Origin of the sequence: Emticicia sp. W12TSBA100-4 (assembly GCF_040253585.1) — a bacterium.
In the GTDB taxonomy this organism is placed as follows: domain Bacteria; phylum Bacteroidota; class Bacteroidia; order Cytophagales; family Spirosomataceae; genus Emticicia.
This window is the reverse complement of sequence record NZ_JBELAU010000013.1, coordinates 48,284-68,699: the sequence shown is the minus strand read 5'-3', so window position 1 is coordinate 68,699 and position 20,416 is coordinate 48,284. Positions and strand designations below refer to the sequence as shown.

Here is a 20,416-nt window from a genome sequence, read left to right as displayed (position 1 = left end):
TTCCTACGGGACTACAATTCTTCTATACTTTTTAGATAAATTTCAGCTTGCCTTAAAACTTCATTTCTTTGAGTTTCTGGCATTTTATTGAGTGTTACGTAAGCCATGCCAATACGTGGATTTCGCTCCAGTTTTGCTCGGTTTCGTTCATAAAAATGCCAGTAAAACGAATTGAGCGGACAAGATTTATGACCAACTTTCTTGCTTTTATCATAAAAACACGAGCTGCAATAATCACTCATTTTATCAATATAATTGGCTGAAGCAACGTAAGGTTTTGAACCAACAATGCCGCCATCAGCATATTGGCTCATGCCACGAGTATTCGTGATTTCGACCCATTCAATGGCATCAATGTAAATGCCCAAATACCACTCATCAATCTCATCGGGGTTGATGCCTGCCAGCAAACAAAAATTCCCAATAACCATCAATCGCTGAATATGGTGGGCATAAGCCAAATTCAATGATTGACCAACGGAGTGTTTCATGCAATTCATTTTGGTGCGGCCAGTCCAAAAGAAATCGGGGAGTTTTAATTGGTGTTCAAAATAATTAAGTTTCTGAAAATCAGGCATTTTGTTCCAATAAATGCCCCTCATGTATTCTCTCCAGCCGATAATCTGACGCACAAAACCTTCAATTTGAGCAATTGAAATATCATCTTGATTTTGTTGCCAATGCTCAACTGCTCGTTCAACTACTTCTAAAGGTGAAAGTAATTTTATATTCATCGAAAACGATAAGCGTGAGTGATAAATCGACCAATATTGCATCGCCATGGCATCTTCATAAGTACCAAAATTCGGTAAGCAATTTCTCACAAAAAACTCCAATAATTGTAAAGATTCTTGTCGAGTAACTGGCCAAAGAAAGTTCTTGGCGTTTACGCTACCGATGGTTTTTATTTCTTGGTTTTGTATAAGTTCATAAATATCGGAAACGTCTCGGCTGAAAATCAAAGGTTCGACTGGGCGGTGGCCTTTCGGGAGTTTTTTGCGGTTATCGGCATCGTAATTCCATTGGCCTGTGAGCGGCTCGTTTCCATCCATCAGAATTCCGTATTTTTTTCGCATCATACGGTAAAAACTCTCCATCAGAAAAGTCTTTTTTCCTTTGAAAAAATCGCCCAGTTCGTTTCTTTTGCTCAAGAAATGTTCGGTGTCATAAGTCTTGGTAGGAATATTGAGCGTAGCCGAAAAAGCTTTTAATTGTTCATCAAGTCGATATTCGTCAGGGATTTGGTATTCAAATTGCGTAATTTGGTTTTGCTCAATAATCTGTGTAAGGTTTTTGGTCAGCGATTGTGTATTTTGCTCATCGTCCAGGTGTAAGTAGATTATGTCATGCCCTTGATTTTCAATGTTTTGAGCAAATAAACGCATGGCCGAAAAGAAGCCAATGACCTTTTGTATATGATGCCGAACGTAGTCAGTTTCCTGCCGCATTTCCATCATTACGTATAAAATATTATTGCTTTTTTCTTTAAACCAAGAATGATTATGATTGAGCTGGTCGCCCAAAATTAGTCGAAGAACCATGCGTTTTTTATCAATGTTTCATGGTTTTAACTCTTATAGCTCCAATTTGTTTTGAAATAAAAAAATCCCATTCGAGAAAATTCTTGAATGGGATTTTTGAAATTCCTGCGAAATTTATTTCTTCAACTCATTACTCATCGAATACGGAAAATCTGATTCGTTGATACCTTTACTTTTATTTGGTGTAGCTGACATTTTTAGCGTAAATGAGCCTCCTTTCATAATATCGGCGTAGTTGAGGTAATTTTTTGTGTAATTTACATTGTTCAGACTCGCACCGCTCACATATACATTTTCGCTGTTATTGGCAGGAGCGTTTATCGTGAAAGTCTTGCCATTTTGCAACTTAATGGTCGCTTTCTGGAATAACGGTGAACCTAAAACATATTGGTCAGTACCTGGGGCAACGGGGTACATTCCGAGTGCGGAAAAAACGTACCAAGCCGAGGTTTGTCCATTGTCTTCATCACCACAGAGGCCGTCGGGTTGTGGCGTGTAGAGTTTTTTCATGATATTTCTTACATGATATTGTGTTTTCCACGGCTCGCCCGCATAATTGTATAGATACGGCATGTGCTGAATCGGCTGATTTCCGTGGGCATATTGCCCCATATTCATCACCAACATTTCGGTAATCTCGTGAATCTGAATACCGTAATACGAAAAATCAAAAGTTGGCGGAGCCGAAAATACCGAGTCTAATTTGGCCACAAAATTTTTCTTACCACCCATCAAGTCAGAAAGTCCCTGAATGTCATGAAACACACACCAAGTCCAGTGCCAAGAGCAGCCTTCGGTGAAAGCATCACCCCATTTATCGGGTCTGAACGGCGACTGAAAAGTGCCATTTTGGTTCTTTCCACGCACAAAATTGGTCGATTTGTCAAAAACATTGCGGTAATTTTGGGCTCTTTTAGCGTATAAATCAATTTCGGCTTGAGGGCGTTTCAAAAGTTTGGCTAATTTCCAAATCGTAAAATCATCGTAGGCATATTCGAGTGTTCGAGCAGTGTTTTCGTTGATACCTACATCATAAGGCACATAACCGAGGGTGTTGTAGTACTGCACGCCCAAACGCCCAACCGAACTCAAAGGCCCCGCTTGATTGGCATTTTTGGTGATAGCTTCGTAAAGTTTTTCAATTTCCTGCACTTTTACACCTTTCAGATAAGCATCGGCAATAATCGAAGCCGAATTTGAGCCAACCATACAATCTCTATGCCCCGGACTTGCCCATTCGGGTAGCCAGCCACTTTCTTTGTAAGTATTAGATAAACCCTCCATAATTTGTGCATTCATTTCGGGAAACATCAAATTAAAGAAAGGAAAAACCGCACGGAAAGTATCCCAAAAACCATTGTCAGTAAACATATATCCATCGGCAACTTGACCATTGTAAGGGCTGTAATGCACGATTTTATTTTCCTTATTTATCTCATAAAACTTACGTGGAAAAAGCATTGTATGGTACAGAGCCGTATAAAATGTACGCATTTCGTCGTCTGAGCCGCCTTCAACTTTAATTCTGTTGAGTTGCGAATTCCAAGAAGCAGCAGCTTTAGCTACGAGTTGGTCGAAATTTTGCTCTCCAATTTCGTTTTGGAGGTTTAGTTCTGCTTGTTCTGGACTAATAAACGACGAAGCAATTTTTAAGTTTACTTGCTCGTTAGCTTTGGTCTTAAATCGGATAATGCTACCCGAGTGTTTACTTTCGATTTCGAGATTATTCGGCATGATTTCGCCCTCCTTTACACCATAAACTTCTTCAAAATCTTTATCGACATAAATCACAAAATAGTTTTTGAAGTTTTCGGGTACACCACCCGAAGAATTTCGTGCATAGCCAACGATTTTCCGTTCTTTCGGGAAAACTTTGATGTAAGAATTCTTGAAAAAACCATCTATAATCAAATATGCTTTATCGGTTTGTGGATAGGTGATACGGAAGCGTGCAGCACGCTCAGTAGGCGTAATTTCGACGGTCGTGTTATAATCTGAAAGATAGGCTCGGTAGTAATGCGGCTTTGAAACTTCGGCCTTGTGCGAAAACCAAGATTCTCGTTTGTTTTCGTCAAAAACGAGCTTCTCGGTAGTAGCAAAAATCGAAAAAGCACCGTAATCATTTATCCATGGTGAAGGTTGGTGAGTTTGTTTGAAGCCTCTAATTTTATTGCTGGCATACTGATAGCACCAGCCATCGCCCATTTTATTGGTTTGTGGCGTCCAGAAATTCATGCCCCATGGTAGTGCAATAGCAGGGTAGGTATTGCCGTTTGAGAATTCAAATTTTGAATCGCTCCCAACCAAGGGGTTGACGTATTTTACTAAATTTTCTTGGGTTTGGCCAAAAGAAATGTAACCTACAAAAATAAGTAGGATTGAAAGAAAGGATTTTTTCATTGAGAGATTTTAAATCGTAGTTGAGTTGAAAAGTTTATTTTAAGAGATTTTGCATGGCTTCAAGGTTATGTTCTTCATCAAAAATAGCTTTGATTGGAATCTCAAATCCTTCAATGACTTGGCTTTTCACGAACCCATTTGATGATTTTAGATTTAGTTCATATTGACCATTTACTATCAAATATTGCTCTAAAACTTCTTTTTCGGCATCAATTATCCAATATTCGCCAACTTTGTGGTTTTCATAGTCAGTAAATTTTACGCCTCGGTCTTTGTCTTTTGTGCCATCGGATAAAACCTCTACAATAAAATCGGGTACTGGAAATAAAACTTGTTTTTTTGTGAATGATTTTGACTTTTCGGTATTAAAAAACACAATATCGGGTTCATAGTCGTTACGAGTAAAAGTTGTCATGATTTTCTCGAAACCAACAAAACCTAATTTATTCTTACGGACATACACATTTATCAATTGATAAAGCAGTCCTGTAGCTTCATTATGCTCTCTACGCACGGGTGAGTGCGTAATGATTTCGCCATTGATAAACTCAATTTTCATCTGCTCGTCAATGTCGTTATAAAACTTGTGGCGGCGTTGAGTTTCATCATTTAGCTTGTCAGCTACTTTCCTAACTAAGTCGGGAGCATCGGGCAAGTCCATTATTTTATCCAATAAATCTTCTTGAAACATGAGCTTTTATCGTTTAAAACTAATAACGTTACTAAAATAGTCAAAATTCCACAAAAGTTGTAAAAGTTTCTTAAACCAACCCCTCTGGATTTGGAATAAAATTCAAAAATGAATCGCTGTGTTTTTTATATTTTTCGGTGTCGAGTGTATAAAGAAACGCCCCTTTTTTCGAGAAACCTTTTTGTTTTTCTTTCAACTTAACCAAGAGTCCTGTCGAAAGGATTTTTCTGCTGAAATTTCGTTTATCGAAATTGCTTCCATAAATTGCTTCGTAGAGATTCAATATTTGCGGAATCGTAAATTTTTCGGGCATTAATTCAAAGCCAATCGGGTGAAAAGCGGCTTTATAACGCAGGCGTTCGATGGCAATTTTTATCATTTCTCGATGGTCGAAAAGCAATTCGGGTAAATCTTGCATCGAAAACCACTGAGCATGGTGCGTATCCGAAATCTTTGTTTCGTAGTCTTTTACATTAACCAACGCATAGTATGCCACTGCAACCGTACGCTCAACGGGGTCACGAGTAGGGTCGCCAAAGGCATTGAGTTGTTCCAAAAAAATGCCAGTTACGCCCGTTAATTCAAACAAAATTCGCTCGGCTGCTTGGTCGAGGCTTTCGTTGGGTTTGAGCCAACCACCCATCAACGACCAAGTATCGTGGTCAGTTTGCACACCACGTTTTACCAACAAAAGTTTTAATTCTTCGCCATCAAAACCAAAAATGATGGAGTCGAGGGCCACCAAACATTTGGTCTGTTGTTTATAAAGTTCTAACATTCAGGGTTTTATAGATTATAATTGTAGGTCAGTGTCATGAATTATCAGCAATATAAGGAAGTAGCCATCCATGCACAACAAAAGTAGGTATTTTCTCTAAAAAACTCGTATTTTTGCACAAAAAAGCCTAAATGTCATTGCTAAAAATCAATCATTTACATAAGTCTTTCGAGGGAGTAAAGGCAGTTAACGATATTTCAATTACACTCGAAAAAGGTAAGGTTTTAGCAATTTTAGGTGAAAGCGGCTCAGGAAAAACCACACTTCTGCACTTGATTGCAGCTCTATACGAACCAGACTCTGGAACGCTTCTACTTGATAATGAACGTATTACGCCGCCTTCAGAAAAATTGATTGCTGGGCATCCCGATATTAAGTTGGTCAGGCAAGATTACGGACTTTTTCCAAATATGTCAATTCGAGCAAACATTGCTTATGAATTGCGTTATTATGAAGAAAATTACAGAAATGAAAGAGTAGATAAACTCCTTGAAATAAGTGGCCTATCTCATGTACAAAATCATGTACCTCGACAAGTTTCGGGTGGTGAACAGCAGCGAGCCACCATAGTAAAAGCCATTGCCGAAGAACCCAAACTGTTATTACTTGATGAGCCTTTTAGTCATTTAGATGCAGTGAATAAACGTAGGTTGAAGAGCGAAGTTTCAAACCTCATCAAGGCCGAAGAAGTCAGTTGTATTTTTGTGACGCACGATGTTACTGATGCCTACGGAATGGCCGATGAATTGCTAATCATGCAAAATGGTAATGCTCTGCAACTCGGTTCGCCCGAAGAAATCTATCAAAACCCAATCAATCAGTATGTGGCTGAGATTACGGGGGAAACTTCGTTGGGTTCTGAGTTAGGAGTTCTAAGTTCTGAGTTGTATAACCATACAGAAAATTTGAGCAAGTTCTGCAAACCAATCAGCACTCAGCACTCAGAACTCAGAACTTTTCTCCGTCCCGAACAGATTCGAGTTTCTGAAAAATCAGATATTATAGCTACTATCTTGTCAGTCAAATTTTTGGGAGCATACTATGAAGTGGCTTTACAAGTGGATAAATCTACTCTGAAAATGTATAGTTTTGATAGACTTAACGTAGGTGAGAAGATTGGAATTGAGATAAAATCTTTAAGTTAAAATATCTTTTCAAGTAACGAGAAATAGATAAAAAATCTATTCTCAAAAACCAAAGCAGATATTTTCTGTTTACGTTGAATAAAATTTAGATAAAAATTTATTCTATTCTTTTGGTTTTGTTTAGCTAAATTCTCAACTTTGTATCGGTATCAAGAATTTCTAATTAATTTTAGAAAACCAACCGAGTCGCAAACGCTACGGTGGTCAAAAGATGCGGGCTGTTCTAAAGTCAAAAATGTTTTTGTTTTTCTCTTCAAAAAAGCCTTCTTCAATTTCTTGTAAACCGCCAATTTATTTTAAAATCATTAACAAAACATAGCATTTATGCCTTATTTATTCACTTCTGAATCTGTATCGGAAGGCCACCCAGATAAAGTATCGGACCAAATCTCAGATGCCCTCATTGATAATTTTATGGCGTTTGACCCTTCTTCTAAAGTAGCTTGCGAAACTTTGGTAACGACAGGTTTAGTAGTTTTGGCAGGAGAAGTAAAAACACAAACGTATCTCGACGTACAATCTATTGCTCGTGAAGTAATCCGTAAAATCGGTTACACGAAGTCGGAGTATATGTTTGAAGCAAATTCTTGCGGAATTATCTCGGCTATTCACGACCAATCGGCTGACATCAATCAAGGTGTTGACCGTAAAACGGCTGATGATTTTGAATCAAAAGCAAATGCTCAAGGTGCTGGTGACCAAGGTATGATGTTTGGCTATGCCACCCGTGAAACTGACAACTACATGCCATTGGCTTTGGATTTAGCTCATACTATTCTCCAAGAAATGTCATATATCCGTAATAATGAGCCAAATTTGATTCCTTATTTACGTCCAGATGCAAAATCTCAGGTAACAATCGAATATTCTGACGATAACGTTCCACAAAGAATTGATACAATCGTAGTTTCTACACAGCATGATGATTTTGCTGCTGATGAAGAAATGTTAGCGAAAATCAAGGCTGATGTTATCAATATCGTTATCCCACGTGTACAAGCTAAGTTGAAAGCTGATTTACAAGCTTTATTCAACGACCAAATCACGTACCACATCAATCCAACTGGTAAATTTGTAATCGGTGGACCACACGGAGATACAGGTTTAACAGGTCGTAAAATTATCGTTGATACCTACGGTGGTAAAGGTGCTCATGGTGGTGGTGCTTTCTCTGGAAAAGACCCTTCAAAAGTTGACCGTTCGGCAGCTTATGCCACTCGCCACGTAGCTAAAAACTTAGTAGCGGCTGGTCTTTGCGACGAAGTACTTGTACAAGTTTCTTACGCTATCGGTGTTGCAAAACCATGTGGTTTGTTTATTGATACCTACGGAACTGCCAAAGTTGATTTGACTGACGGTGAAATCGCTCAAAAAGTTGGCGAAATCTTCGATATGCGTCCGTACGCAATCGAGCAACGTTTGAAATTACGTAACCCAATCTACTCAGAAACAGCCGCTTACGGACACATGGGACGTAAAAACGAAATCGTAACTAAAACTTTCAAAGGGCCAGATGGCACAACCGTTACGAAAGAAGTAGAACTTTTCACTTGGGAAAAATTGGATTACGTTGATGCTGTAAAAGCAAAATTCGGTTTGTAAAAAAGTGTAGTCAGTGCGAACACTGACAACGGCTAAATATAAAAGAACGGAAGTCGAAAGGCTTCCGTTTTTTGTTTATGGTAGCACAAGTTTCTAAGTTATGTTTTGCGTTTAAAACATTCCCAAAAAACACTTTGTTCAATCTGAAAAAGAATGAGTAATTTCGCAGCAAAAACTATCAAACTGAATGAAACTCAACAAACAAAATAGAGGTATCATTCTGAGTATGCTTTGTCTGCTATCGCTCTCGACAATGGCTCAGATTGCTAAACCTGCAAGCGTTCCTCAAACTTCAACTCCTCAACCAACCAAACCAACCGTTTATGCCATCATCGAGCAAGTGCGTAAAAAACACGCTCCTGATAAGCGAGTAGCATTTTTTCAAGCCGAACTTGACTCTAACCGAATTGTGGGTAAAACCAATTTGCCAGCCGCCAAGAAAGATTTATTAAATCGCTTAAAATCAAATGGTTATACATTGCTCGATGCCGTAAAACTATTGCCCGATAACGAATTGCTCGAAAACCGTAATTGTGGGGTTGCTAATATTTCGGTGCTAAACTTACGTAGCCAACCCAAAGAGTCTGCCGAATTGGCTTCACAAGCCTTGCTCGGAACACCACTCAAAGTGCTTGACCGTGAACGCAATTGGTACATGATTCAAACCCCCGATAATTACATTGGTTGGGCCGATGGATCGACTTTCGCTCGCATTACTCAATACCAATTCGACCGCTACCAAGCCAATAAATTTTTGATGTTTGCCAAACCTTACGGTTTTTCATATGCCAAAGCCGACGAAAATTCTCAGACTATTTCTGACCTTACTTGGGGAAATGTTTTGGCCGTAAAAGATACACTACAAGATTTTTATGAAGTAATTTACCCCGACGGTCGCAATGCTTTTATATTGAAAAAAGAAGTCATCGGACACCAAGAATGGAAACAGTCTGTCACGGCTTCCGAACAAAACTTGGTCAATGCTGCTTTCAGAATGCAAGGTTTGCCTTATTTATGGGGTGGAACTTCGTGGAAAGGTGTTGATTGTAGCGGTTTTACTCGTATGGTTTATCAATCGAACGGAATTTTACTACCACGTGATGCTTCGCAGCAAGTTTGGGCGGGTGAAGAAGTGCCTTTCGATAGCCTTCAAGTAGGAGATTTATTGTTTTTTGGCGAAAAAGCTACGCCCGAAAAATCAGAACGTGTCGTACACGTAGGAATGTGGTTGGGTAATAAAGAATTTATTCATTCATCGGGAATGGTAAGAATCAGTAGTTTTGATGAGCGTTCTCCACGCTACGACGCCCACAATGCAGGCCGATATTTAAGAGCCAGACGCATTTTAGGCACGGATAAAGGAATCGTTTCGTTAAAGAAATAATTTCCTCATGATAAGCGTTGGCAAGGCTCGAAGCCTTGCCAACGCTAAAACAAGTAAAAGTTATTTGTCAAACTTACACTTATTGCATAAATTCGTACATTCTTAAAAATATTCAACTAATTATATAAAAATGAAAAAATCAATCATTTTTTCAGTCTTTACGCTCCTTGTGGTTTTGGCCTGTAAGCAAACCCAGAAAACGCTTTCTGACGAAAGTTATTCTAAGCTAACCGACGACGAAAAACGCAAAGTAGAACACGCAATTGATGGAATCCAGTTGGCCGACCCAGATTTGGAAGTAACGCTTTTTGCGTCAGAGCCAATGATGATGAACCCAACCAATATGGATATTGATGCCAAGGGAAGAGTCTGGATTTGTGAAGGATATAATTATAGAAATAAACTAAATCCAAAGAATCCATACAACAAAAAGGGTGATAGAATCTTGATTATGGAAGATACTAATCAAGATGGAAAAGCCGATAAAAGCACGGTTTTTTATCAAGGCGAAGACATCAACTCTGCTCTCGGAATCTCGGTTTTGGGCAATAAAGCAATCGTTTCTTGCTCGCCAAATGTATTTTTATTTACCGATGAAAACAATGATGGCAAAGCTGATAAAAAAGAAATTATTTTCACTGGCTTGAAAGGAGTTCAGCACGACCATGCCATTCACGCTTTTACGTTTGGACCTGACGGAAAACTCTATTTCAACGGTGGAAACGAAGTACAAACATTAAGCGATAAAAACGGTAAAGAACTAACCGATGATTTAGGCCGACCTTTCTCTACGTATAAACAAGGAAAAGTTTTCAGATGTGATATTGATGGCTCAAATGTGGAGATTTTAGGGCATAATTTCCGTAATAACTACGAAGTAGCTCTTGATTCTTACGGCCGTATGTGGCAGTCAGATAATGATGATGATGGCAACAAAGGTGTGCGTATCAACTACGTGATGGACTATGGCAATTATGGCTATAAAGATGAAATGACTGGTGCAAGCTGGCAGGAACGCCGCACTAATTGGGAGTCTGAAATTCCACTTCGTCATTGGCACTTAAACGACCCAGGCGTTGTGCCAAATTTACTCCAAACAGGTGCTGGCTCGCCAACGGGTATGATTGTGTATGAAGGAAAGCTTTTACCCGAAAAATATCGTAATCAAGTTATTCACTGCGATGCTGGGCCGAGTATTGTGCGTTCATATCCAGTTACTAAAAATGGTGCTGGTTTTACAGCAACAATCAATAATATTTTAGATGGCTCGAAGCGTGACCAGTGGTTCCGCCCATCAGATATTACGACTGCTCCCGATGGTTCGATTTTCGTAGCTGACTGGTATGACCCAGGTGTGGGTGGGCACGCCATGGGAGATTCACTTCGTGGACGTATTTATAGAATCGCTCCAAAAGGCGAGGCTTATTCTGTGCCAAAATTTGATTTTGAAACTGCCGAGGGTTGCGTTGAAGCTCTCCAAAATGCCAATGTAGCCGTACGTTATTTGGCTTGGACAAAATTAAACTCGCTCCAAGAAAAAGCTGAAGAGGCTTTATTGAAATTATGGAAAGATGACGACTCTCGTATGCGTGCAAGAGCCTTGTGGTTGTTGGGTAAAATCAAGGGTAAAGAAGCAAAGTACTTGCAAGAAGCCGCTAATGATGCTGACGAAGACATTCGCATCACGGCCATTCGTTTATCTCGTGAATTAAGTATTGATAATACTGCAACTCTTCAAAAACTTTCTACCGACCCATCGGCACAAGTGCGTCGTGAAGTAGCTTTGGCTATTCACCATAATACGTCTCCTGCCGCTGCCAACATTTGGGCAACACTGGCCAGCCAATATGATGGCAAAGATAGATGGTATTTAGAGGCACTCGGTATTGCGGCTGATAATCAATGGGATAAGTTTTTTGCGAGTTATTTGGCAAAAGCTGGCGAAAAATGGAGAACTGATGCCGCTGCTAAAGACTTAGTGTGGCGTAGTCGCTCAGCTGATAATATTTTCCGTTTGGCTGAATTGGCAAAATCAAGCAAAGATAATCTGCGTTATTTCCGTGCTTTTGATTTTCAAAGTAATCCTGAAAAAACAAAAATTTTACTCGGCATGCTCGATGGTGGAAATGCAACGGGTGACATCATGACTTTAGTGTTCAAGCATTTAGATATGAATACTGCCAAACAAGACCCGCTTTTCAAGAGCCTTCTACCAAAAGTTTTGGATGGTATAAAAAATCCAACCGATTATCTGGATTTAGTAAAACGTTATGAACTGAAAGACCAAGTGGCTCGTCTAACTGAAATGGCAATGAAAGATTCGGTTTTGGGTGGAGAAGCGGCCAAGATTCAAGTAAAAATGAATGGTTTGGGCGAATTTCAAAAGCTAACTCAAAACAAAGATGAAGACATCGTGCGTAAAGCGATTGGCGTTTACGGTGGCGTTGACGAAAAACCAGTAACCGACTATTTGGTAAGTTTATTCAATAACAAAAATCTCAGCAAAGGTGTGCGTAACCAAGCTATGTATGCCATGTATGGCTGGAATAGTGAAGAAATTTTGTGGAATTTAGTAAAAGCCAATAAGGTTTCGGAAGAAGTAATGCCGATTGCCAAGAAGATTTTGTTGGGAACATGGCACAGCGATATTCGCACTGATGCTATGAAAATGTTTGGTGCTGAAATGGACAAAGAATTGGGCGATATTAACGAGTTGGCCAAAGGTGTAGGCAATGTAGCGAGTGGACAGAAAGTATTTAAAATGTATTGCACGGCTTGCCATCAAGTAAAAGGTGAGGGTGTAAACTTCGGCCCAGCATTGACCGAAATCGGCAGTAAATTGTCTAAAACTGCACTATACTCAGCTATTATCAACCCAAGTCAAGGCATTAGCTTTGGTTATGAAGGCTACAAACTCAAACTCAAAGACGGAACAGAAGTAGAAGGAATGATTTTGAGTAAAACTGAAAATGATATCAACGTCAAACAAATCGGCAGCACAAATCCAACGGCTTTCAAGCGTGCGGATATTGTTTCGATGGAAGAAAACGAAGAATCATTAATGCCGAAATTCCCACTACAAAAACAAGAAATGGTTGATTTAGTGGAGTATTTGCGTACGCTGAAAAAACAGTAACAATAATAGTATTTTCTATTTATGAACAGGAGCATAGCAATCGTTATGTTCCTGTTTTGTTTTTGAGTAGTTTTGCAAAATCCATTCTATCAAACAAAACTCTATGAAAAAAAACGTACTGAGCCTATGCTTTGTTTTGATGTTTATCAATGCTCTATTTGCTCAAAATACCTCTACTTTTACCAATCCATTATTGCCCTCAGGGGCTGACCCGTATAGTTTTTATAAAGACGGCTACTATTATTACACCCACACCCAACAAAACAAGCTGACGATTTGGAAAACCAAAAGTTTGGCTGATTTGAAAACCGCCGAATCAAAAACAATTTGGACACCGCCCGCAGGAACGATGTACTCAAAAGAATTGTGGGCTCCCGAAATACATTTTATTCAAGGAAAATGGTATATGTATTTTGCGGGCGATGATGGCGATAACAATCATCATCGAATGTATGTGCTTGAAAATCCTTCACCCGACCCAATGAAGGGTGATTGGACATTTAAAGGAAAAGTTGCTGACGAATCGGCCGATAAATGGGCAATTGATGGTGATGTCTTTGAGCATCGTGGACAATTATACATGATTTGGTCAGGCTGGGAAGGAGATAAAAACGGTCAACAAAACATTTACATTGCCAAAATGAAAAACCCGTGGACGATTACGGGCGGACGCTCGAAAATATCTGGCTCAGACTTTGATTGGGAAAAACACGGTGATTTGAACGAACCAAATCTTAAACACGTAAACGTAAACGAAGGCCCACAAATATTGAAACACGGCAAGAAATTATTCATTATTTACTCAGCAAGTGGCTGTTGGACAGATTTTTATGCTCTCGGAATGCTCACAGCCGATGCCAATGCCGATTTGATGAATCCGAAAAGTTGGAAGAAATCTCCAGAACCATTATTTAAGCAATCGCCCGAAAATAAAGTTTTTGCACCAGGACATAATTCATTTTTCAAATCGCCCGATGGTAAAGAAGATTGGATTTTGTACCACGCTAATTCTGAACCCAATCAAGGTTGTGGAAAATTCCGCTCACCACGTATGCAAAAGTTTACTTGGAATGCCGACGGTACACCAAATTTTGGCGTTCCTGTAAAAGAAAATGAAGTATTGGCTATTCCTTCGGGGAGGTGAAAGTAAATTAGAAAATTGATTTTCTTCAAGCACGAGTTTATCATAGACTCGTGCTTTTTGTTTGTTAGAAAAATTATATTTTAAAAACGTGAAATAAAATCCCCAATTATTGAGCGTCTCATTGAAATTTTCCCCCAAAAATAGCTAAAAATGGCATGGAATATTTTTTTTGCCTATTGATGTGTTACTAAATCAAAATTATTTTAAAACACAAACAATTATAATTATGGCAACGCAATATGAAATTCTCAATAATTCGCTCAATGACCTTGTAGAAATTAATTATAGCCGAATTGATGGATACAAAACCGCAGCAAAAGATATTGATGGTGGAGACTTACAGGAGTTTTTTCAGAAAGGAGTAACCCAAAGCGAAAACTTTGTAGATGAATTAGTGGAGCATATTTCAAAATTTAAGGGAGAGCCAGCTACATCAGCAACCTTTATGGGCAAGATTCATCAAGCTTGGATTAATTTCAAGGCTACGATTAGTTCAAACAACCGTGAAACTATCTTGAATTCTTGCGAATTTGGCGACCGAACTGCCTTAGAGGCTTACGATATAGTTCTGGGCTTAGATAAGGTAAAAGCTTCGCCCGATTTTATGAATTTCTTGAGCAAACAACGCCAGACAATCGCTAATACTTTGGCAGGAATTAAACTTTTGCAGGTGCGTGAAGCAATTGCGTAAAATCCAACACAACTCAATATAAATCCAACACAATTAAGATTAAGAGTAAATCCACAAAATTTATAATAGTTATTAGATTCATCCAGCTTTAAAAATTGAGTTTTTGTGTATATAGGGATAACAAAATCTGCACAACTTTTAAATCTGCTATCCCTATAATTAGTTATTTTGTTTATTTGAAATTTTGGTTTTAGGTAAAAAATATTCCAAAATGATGTGCTTAGCTGACTGCTGCTTTATGGAAATCATATACAAACAAGTAAACGATTTAAGCCAAATATAAAAATGCAAAACAATAGCAAAGACATTTTGAGGGAGCTGGTAAGCATTTTCAAAATCAACTTATCAAGAGCCCGTGTTTATGAAAAACTCTTGAGCATGACAGCAAACCATGATTTGAATAGTCATTTTCAAGAACAGCTAAACGATTCTAATCGAATGGTAAAAGAGCTTGAATTGATATTCAATGAGACTGTAGAAGACAGTGAAAAGAAAGTGCTATTTGAAGACTTACAACTAAGTCAACCTCAGTTTTATTTTGGCATGGCTCAAAACTCGGATAATATTCCGACGATAGTTATTTCTTGCAAATTTGGTGACGAATACCTCAAAGGCAAATACCAAAAAGCCATGCAGTTTTTTGATTTTAGGTATTTCCCGAAGCTAAAAAACATCATGAACAAGTATGTTTCAGATATCCATCAGATGATGCAGGTTTTAGAAATAACCTTTTCGGATAATAAACTTCTTCCTTCATAGCAAGGATTTATATATATCCAGATTAAAACGTGGCACGTTGCTGACAATCAATTTTTGTTTCAGTTTCGTGTTACGTTTACTTTTTTACTAAACATACAACAAAATGGAAAATCAAGAATTTAAAGAAATCGCTCAAATCATTGATTCGGTAAAGTTTGGTATGTTGTCAACGCTTGGCAAAGGTAATAAAATACACAGCCGCCCCATGACCACCAGTCAGATAGAAGACAACGGACACATTTGGTTTTTTACGAGTATCGAAACCGATTTAGTGAAAGAAATCTCGCTCAAAGATAGCATACAGCTCTCATACGCCGAGCCTACAAATAATGTATATATTTCAATCAATGGCGATGCCGAAATCATTAATGATAAAGCCAAGAAAGAAGAATTGTGGACACCTTTGGCCAAAGCATGGTTTCCGAAAGGAGTTGACGACCCCAATTTGGTTTTGGTAAAGATAAAAGTAAATGAAGCTGAGGTTTGGGACAGTGGCTCTAATAAAATACTGACTTTAGCCAAGATTGTTAAAGCTATTTTTAGCTCTGAAAAGTTTGAAGCAGACGATGATTCGCACAAAGTTATAAAAATGTAATGCAATGGATTTAAGAACAGAAGAACCATTTTGGTTGATGAGAAGCGGAATTATTCAGTCTTTTCCATCCATAAAAAAGTCGGCAAACACAGAAGTAGTAATTTTAGGCGGAGGCATAACTGGCTCATTAATAGCCTTTTACTTAGCAAAGGCTGGAATTTCGGCCATATTAATCGACAAACGTAAAATCGGTATGGGTAGCACTTGTGCCAGCACTGCTCTTTTACAGTATGAAATCGATACTCCATTGCAAGAATTACAAGGATACGTAGGTTTTGAAAACGCCGCTCGCAGCTACCAACTTTGTATAGAGGCAATTACCAAAATAGAGAAAATAGTAAAAGAACTTAACGTTGAGGTCGGTTTTTCGAAGCGTAGAAGTTTTTACTATGCTTCTAATAAAAGTGATGCAAAAGAACTGCCTAAAGAATATGAATTAAGAAAGCAAGTAGGCATTGATTTAGAATACTGGGAAGAAGAAGAAATCAAAAATAAATTTGGTTTTTCGGCCTCAGCAGCCTTGATGTCGAAAGATGGAGCTCAGATTGATGCTTATTCATTTACACATCATTTATTAGATTATGCTCAGAAAAACGGTGTGAAGGTTTTTGATGACTCAGAAGTTACCGAAATTATCCATCATAAAAATAGCGTTGAACTCACCACCAAATACGGTTTAAAAATTGATGCAAAGAAGTTGATTATTGCCAGTGGATATGAATCTCAGCAGTTTTTATCAAAAAAAATAGTACAATTCAATTCTTCGTTTGCAATCGTGAGCGAGCCTTTCGAGCAAAAAGAGCTTTGGTTAGATAACTGCCTCATTTGGGAAACCGCTCGGCCGTATTTGTATTTACGCACAACTGACGATAACCGTGTTTTGATTGGCGGAAAAGATGAAGAATTTTACAATCCCCAAAAACGAGATGCCCTCAACGATAAAAAAGCGATGCAGTTGGAGAAAGAATTCAATAAACTCTTTCCTGATTTGCTTTTCAGAACCGATTTTAAATGGGCTGGTACTTTTGCCGAAACCAAAGATGGTTTACCGTATATCGGAGCAGTAGACGAACGCCCTAATACTTATTTTGCTATGGGTTTTGGCGGAAATGGCATCGTTTTTAGTCTTTTAGCTGCCGAAATCATTCGTGATGAATTGACAGGAAAGCAAAATAATGATGCAAAAATCTTTGGATTTGATAGATAAAACAAACGAGGCTACATTCAAAACGTAGCCTCGTTTGCTTCTTGGAGAAAACCCACCATGATAGCGTCATTTTCTAAACACCCGAATAGTTTTTGTATTATTATTTTGTTTTACACTTAAAAAATACTGTCCTGAAGCACTTTTACTCAAAATTTGCTCAATTTGAGGTTTTATTGATTCCCAATCACCTGAGTTTTGGTATAGCTTATTTCCCATTTTATCGCTCATCATTATTTCAAATTCTCCTTCGGGGGCTTTTTCATTGATTAACAAATCAATTTTTCCATCGGTAGTGTTAGGGAAAACTGTGGCATTGAGTGAGGTGGGTTCTGGATCTAAATCACTTTTTGTCTGAGCAACAGTAGAAACGCCGTCAGTTATACTTTTGAGTGTTTTACCAACCCTAATTCGGTCAATAATCACTTCCGAACCTACAAGTATACTGCTTTGTGATAATACAATATTTGATAAATTTGGAATACGCACTTTACTCACTGACTGATTTAAAACCCTTCCAGAATAATAATCTCTATAAGAAGTTGTCAAACTCGAAGTTCCTATTTTGTCTCCCGCCAAAAAATAACTAAAATTCACGTCTATGACAGGGCTTAGTTGGTTTTTTGTTAAATCCTCATTTCCTAATGAAATAGCAGCAATAATTTGGTCATTTTTATCCCTCACAACGAGTGAATTAAAAGTAATATAGTCGAAACACACGGGGGTATTTACCAAAGAAAATTTGAGAAGTGGTTGTGTAGGTTCTTCTTTTGAGCTAAGAAACATGAAATAATTTGATGGACTCAGAAATGAGGTTAGATATTCATCACATCTGAAATTCCAACCTAAACTATTGATTCGCTGCATGGCTTTATAATTGAGCTGAAAACTAACGAAAATCTGGTCGTTGGCTGGTGCTTTTAAAGCTCGTTTTACATCTTGTCCGTTTCTATTCAAATAAGCGGCTCCGCCCGAAGCAGTATAGTTTTTCTTGACCAAACCCGACACAATTTTTATCGGATTGTCAGTAGCACTCGTGAGTGGTTTCCAGTTGTGGTTATTCAGATTATCACCAATTGGATAATCAAAGTCTTCGCTCAAAAGTACATCTTGAGCATTTACGAAAATAGCAGAAAAAATGAGTAGGAGAATAGCAATGTGTGTTTTCATTTTTTTAGATTTAGTGTTCAGCGGTTATTGACTGTATTTTCTGAGAAAAGTTGTAAAGATTTTAGCTAAAAATACAAAATACTTTTCTATTATCGCATCTCAATAAATAAACGGCCAATTTTGAGCCAAATAAACACTAAGTTATGAAAAAATACATTGCTTTTCTGAGAGGAATAAATGTCGGGAATATCCGAATCAAAATGCATGATTTGAAAAATGCTTTTCAAGAAATGGGTTTTCAAAATGCTGAAACTTATTTACAAACAGGAAATGTAGTTTTTGAATCGGAGAAAAATATTTCGGAAATAAAGGTAATTATTGAAAAAGGACTTACAGAAACCTTTCATTATCAGGCTTTTGTGTTGCTTTATGACTTTGATGTATTGGCTGAAATTGTGGCAAACTATCCATTCGAGAAAGACGAAGCAAATCACGCTTATGTAGTTTTTGTAGAAAGTGAAGCCGTTTTTGAAGAATTGGCAACTATTTCAGAAAGTTTAGAAGAAGAAATAGCCAAAGGAAACACGCTGCTTTATTGGAAAGTGCCAAAAGGCAAAAGTTTGGATACGCCTTTTGCCAAAATTACGGCTAAAGCAAAATACAAAAGCACCACCACCATTCGGAATATCAACACGCTCGAAAAAATGCTTGAATAAGTAGGGCAACTGCGTCGGCAGTCCGACTCCCAAATTTCCAACAATTCAGAGAATTGTTTTACATCACATAACTGATATGTAGCAAATTCATAAAATTGATTAAAAATTTATCCTTAAAATCAGTAACTTTGCGAATAAATTCTATTTGTACTTTGCTTCATACTATTAAAGTAAGGAAATCAAAAATTTAAAAAATGTTTGAAAATTTAAGTGATAAGCTAAATAAGGCTATCAAAACCCTCAAAGGGCAAGGCCGAATTACTGATATTAATGTGGCATCGACCGTCAAAGAAGTAAGACGTGCTTTGATGGATGCCGACGTAAACTATAAAGTTGCCAAAGACGTAACCGACCGTGTGCGTGACAAAGCAATCGACCGTAAGGTAATGATTGCGGTTGAGCCTGGGCAATTATTCGTAAAAATCGTACAGGAAGAATTGATGGAACTCATGGGCGGACAAGCTCAGAGTGTTAATCTAAAAGGCTCACCGGCAGTAGTTTTGATTGCAGGTTTACAAGGTTCGGGTAAAACTACGTTTTCGGGTAAATTTGCCTCTTACATCAAAAAACAAGGTCGCCAAGTATTGTTAGTTGCCTGTGATGTGTACCGTCCTGCGGCCATTACGCAGTTGCAAGTATTGGGCGAGCAGATTGGTGTAGAAGTTTTTGCTGAGCCAGAAAACAAAGATGCCGTAAGTATCGCTAAAAATGCACTCGCTTATGCTAAAAGCAAAGGTAAAAGCGTGGTAATTGTCGATACGGCGGGTCGTTTGGCAGTTGATGAGGTGATGATGAAAGAGGTGGAAGAAATCAAGAAAGCCATCACACCGAGCGAAATTTTATTTGTGGTTGACTCGATGACGGGTCAAGATGCCGTAAATACTGCGAAGACCTTTAACGAAAGACTTGATTTTGATGGTGTAGTGCTAACCAAACTCGATGGTGACTCTCGTGGTGGTGCGGCTCTTTCAATCAAAGCCGTTGTGAATAAACCAATCAAGTTTATTTCGACGGGTGAGAAAATGGATGCCCTTGATATTTTCTACCCTGACCGTATGGCGAGTAGAATCTTGGGCATGGGTGACGTGATTTCCCTCGTAGAAAGAGCTCAACAAGCTTTCGATGAAGACGAATCTCGTCGCTTGAATAAAAAGATGCGTGAGAATAAGTTTGATTTGACCGACTTCTTAACGCAATTGGAGCAAATCAAGAAAATGGGTAATATCAAAGACTTGATGGGAATGATTCCAGGAGTTGGCTCACAAATCAAAGATATTGACATTAGCAACGATTCGTTTAAGCCAATCGAAGCAATTATCAAATCAATGACTCCGAAAGAGCGTGAAAAACCAGATATTATTGATGGCAGCCGTAAGAAAAGAATTGCCGCAGGTAGCGGAACTGATATTGTGCAAGTAAACAATCTTTTGAAGCAATTCGACCAAATGAGAAGCATGATGAAAAAAGTAAATCAGATGCAATCTTCGGGCAAAATGAAGGCTTTTAAATAAGGGTTTTAC

At 38.3% G+C, this 20,416-nt stretch carries 16 protein-coding genes and 1 riboswitch; of the genes, 11 read left to right on the top strand and 5 right to left on the bottom strand.

Features of this window, described 5'->3' with window-relative positions; genetic code table 11:
- Window positions 1-11 precede the first annotated feature (11 nt).
- From ABR854_RS19480 to ABR854_RS19465, 4 genes are all read right to left on the bottom strand, one after another.
- On the bottom strand, window positions 12-1,541 hold the full coding sequence (locus ABR854_RS19480; protein WP_350267522.1) for a cryptochrome/photolyase family protein: 1,530 nt from the start codon (window positions 1,539-1,541) through the stop codon (window positions 12-14).
- A 114-nt stretch (window positions 1,542-1,655) separates the two neighbouring features.
- A complete protein-coding gene (locus ABR854_RS19475; protein WP_350267521.1) occupies window positions 1,656-3,941 on the bottom strand; it encodes a GH92 family glycosyl hydrolase in 2,286 nt (761 codons plus the stop codon).
- Between the two features lie 34 nt (window positions 3,942-3,975).
- Window positions 3,976-4,632 (bottom strand): Uma2 family endonuclease, encoded by a 657-nt coding sequence (locus tag ABR854_RS19470; RefSeq protein ID WP_350267520.1) that lies wholly within the window; start codon window positions 4,630-4,632, stop codon window positions 3,976-3,978.
- Window positions 4,633-4,702: 70 nt separating this feature from the next.
- The gene (locus tag ABR854_RS19465) at window positions 4,703-5,410 is read right to left on the bottom strand and encodes an NUDIX hydrolase (protein WP_350267519.1); all 708 of its coding nucleotides are present in this window, start codon (window positions 5,408-5,410) and stop codon (window positions 4,703-4,705) included.
- Between the two features lie 131 nt (window positions 5,411-5,541).
- Between ABR854_RS19465 and ABR854_RS19460 the strand changes: the two genes are divergently transcribed.
- The 9 genes from ABR854_RS19460 to ABR854_RS19420 all read left to right on the top strand — a co-directional run bounded on the left by ABR854_RS19460 (window position 5,542) and on the right by ABR854_RS19420 (window position 17,073).
- Window positions 5,542-6,555 (top strand): ABC transporter ATP-binding protein, encoded by a 1,014-nt coding sequence (locus ABR854_RS19460; RefSeq protein ID WP_350267518.1) that lies wholly within the window; start codon window positions 5,542-5,544, stop codon window positions 6,553-6,555.
- A 141-nt stretch (window positions 6,556-6,696) separates the two neighbouring features.
- Window positions 6,697-6,802, top strand: a riboswitch (SAM-I-IV-variant riboswitch).
- Between the two features lie 77 nt (window positions 6,803-6,879).
- Entirely contained in the window at window positions 6,880-8,157 is a 1,278-nt protein-coding gene (gene metK / locus ABR854_RS19455) for a methionine adenosyltransferase (RefSeq protein WP_350267517.1), read from the top strand.
- A gap of 187 nt (window positions 8,158-8,344) precedes the next feature.
- Window positions 8,345-9,541 carry a C40 family peptidase gene (locus ABR854_RS19450; RefSeq protein WP_350267516.1) on the top strand — a complete coding sequence of 399 codons (1,197 nt, stop codon included), beginning with the start codon at window positions 8,345-8,347 and terminating at the stop codon, window positions 9,539-9,541.
- 130 nt (window positions 9,542-9,671) lie between these two features.
- The gene (locus ABR854_RS19445) at window positions 9,672-12,677 is read left to right on the top strand and encodes a PVC-type heme-binding CxxCH protein (protein WP_350267515.1); all 3,006 of its coding nucleotides are present in this window, start codon (window positions 9,672-9,674) and stop codon (window positions 12,675-12,677) included.
- 103 nt (window positions 12,678-12,780) lie between these two features.
- Window positions 12,781-13,821 carry a glycoside hydrolase family 43 protein gene (locus tag ABR854_RS19440; RefSeq protein WP_350267514.1) on the top strand — a complete coding sequence of 347 codons (1,041 nt, stop codon included), beginning with the start codon at window positions 12,781-12,783 and terminating at the stop codon, window positions 13,819-13,821.
- A 226-nt stretch (window positions 13,822-14,047) separates the two neighbouring features.
- Complete coding sequence (locus ABR854_RS19435; protein WP_350267513.1) at window positions 14,048-14,512, top strand: ferritin-like domain-containing protein; 465 nt, start codon at window positions 14,048-14,050, stop codon at window positions 14,510-14,512.
- Window positions 14,513-14,797: 285 nt separating this feature from the next.
- Window positions 14,798-15,271 (top strand): hypothetical protein, encoded by a 474-nt coding sequence (locus tag ABR854_RS19430; RefSeq protein ID WP_350267512.1) that lies wholly within the window; start codon window positions 14,798-14,800, stop codon window positions 15,269-15,271.
- 103 nt (window positions 15,272-15,374) lie between these two features.
- Window positions 15,375-15,866, top strand: a complete 492-nt coding sequence (locus ABR854_RS19425; protein WP_350267511.1) for a pyridoxamine 5'-phosphate oxidase family protein — start codon at window positions 15,375-15,377, stop codon at window positions 15,864-15,866.
- A gap of 4 nt (window positions 15,867-15,870) precedes the next feature.
- Entirely contained in the window at window positions 15,871-17,073 is a 1,203-nt protein-coding gene (locus ABR854_RS19420; RefSeq protein WP_350267510.1) for an NAD(P)/FAD-dependent oxidoreductase, read from the top strand.
- 66 nt (window positions 17,074-17,139) lie between these two features.
- On the opposite strand, the gene ABR854_RS19415 is transcribed toward ABR854_RS19420, so the two are convergent.
- A complete protein-coding gene (locus ABR854_RS19415; protein WP_350267509.1) occupies window positions 17,140-18,240 on the bottom strand; it encodes a T9SS type A sorting domain-containing protein in 1,101 nt (366 codons plus the stop codon).
- Between the two features lie 143 nt (window positions 18,241-18,383).
- Between ABR854_RS19415 and ABR854_RS19410 the strand changes: the two genes are divergently transcribed.
- Both ABR854_RS19410 and ffh read left to right on the top strand, forming a co-directional pair.
- Window positions 18,384-18,896: a DUF1697 domain-containing protein gene (locus ABR854_RS19410; protein WP_350267508.1), complete on the top strand. Its 513-nt coding sequence runs from the start codon at window positions 18,384-18,386 to the stop codon at window positions 18,894-18,896.
- Window positions 18,897-19,090: 194 nt separating this feature from the next.
- Complete coding sequence (gene ffh, locus ABR854_RS19405; RefSeq protein ID WP_350267507.1) at window positions 19,091-20,407, top strand: signal recognition particle protein; 1,317 nt, start codon at window positions 19,091-19,093, stop codon at window positions 20,405-20,407.
- Window positions 20,408-20,416 lie beyond the last annotated feature (9 nt).

Excerpts from the sequence above, each read along its gene's own strand:
- ABR854_RS19415 (WP_350267509.1), bottom strand. The coding sequence starts at position 18,240 with ATGAAAACACACATTGCTATTCTCCTACTCATTTTTTCTGCTATTTTC.
- ABR854_RS19445 (WP_350267515.1), top strand. The coding sequence starts at position 9,672 with ATGAAAAAATCAATCATTTTTTCAGTCTTTACGCTCCTTGTGGTTTTG.
- ABR854_RS19440 (WP_350267514.1), top strand. The coding sequence starts at position 12,781 with ATGAAAAAAAACGTACTGAGCCTATGCTTTGTTTTGATGTTTATCAAT.
- ABR854_RS19465 (WP_350267519.1), bottom strand. The coding sequence starts at position 5,410 with ATGTTAGAACTTTATAAACAACAGACCAAATGTTTGGTGGCCCTCGAC.
- ABR854_RS19480 (WP_350267522.1), bottom strand. The coding sequence starts at position 1,541 with ATGGTTCTTCGACTAATTTTGGGCGACCAGCTCAATCATAATCATTCT.
- ABR854_RS19450 (WP_350267516.1), top strand. The coding sequence starts at position 8,345 with ATGAAACTCAACAAACAAAATAGAGGTATCATTCTGAGTATGCTTTGT.
- ABR854_RS19470 (WP_350267520.1), bottom strand. The coding sequence starts at position 4,632 with ATGTTTCAAGAAGATTTATTGGATAAAATAATGGACTTGCCCGATGCT.
- ABR854_RS19460 (WP_350267518.1), top strand. The coding sequence starts at position 5,542 with ATGTCATTGCTAAAAATCAATCATTTACATAAGTCTTTCGAGGGAGTA.
- ABR854_RS19425 (WP_350267511.1), top strand. The coding sequence starts at position 15,375 with ATGGAAAATCAAGAATTTAAAGAAATCGCTCAAATCATTGATTCGGTA.
- ABR854_RS19410 (WP_350267508.1), top strand. The coding sequence starts at position 18,384 with ATGAAAAAATACATTGCTTTTCTGAGAGGAATAAATGTCGGGAATATC.
- ffh (WP_350267507.1), top strand. The coding sequence starts at position 19,091 with ATGTTTGAAAATTTAAGTGATAAGCTAAATAAGGCTATCAAAACCCTC.
- metK (WP_350267517.1), top strand. The coding sequence starts at position 6,880 with ATGCCTTATTTATTCACTTCTGAATCTGTATCGGAAGGCCACCCAGAT.
- ABR854_RS19430 (WP_350267512.1), top strand. The coding sequence starts at position 14,798 with ATGCAAAACAATAGCAAAGACATTTTGAGGGAGCTGGTAAGCATTTTC.
- ABR854_RS19475 (WP_350267521.1), bottom strand. The coding sequence starts at position 3,941 with ATGAAAAAATCCTTTCTTTCAATCCTACTTATTTTTGTAGGTTACATT.
- ABR854_RS19420 (WP_350267510.1), top strand. The coding sequence starts at position 15,871 with ATGGATTTAAGAACAGAAGAACCATTTTGGTTGATGAGAAGCGGAATT.
- ABR854_RS19435 (WP_350267513.1), top strand. The coding sequence starts at position 14,048 with ATGGCAACGCAATATGAAATTCTCAATAATTCGCTCAATGACCTTGTA.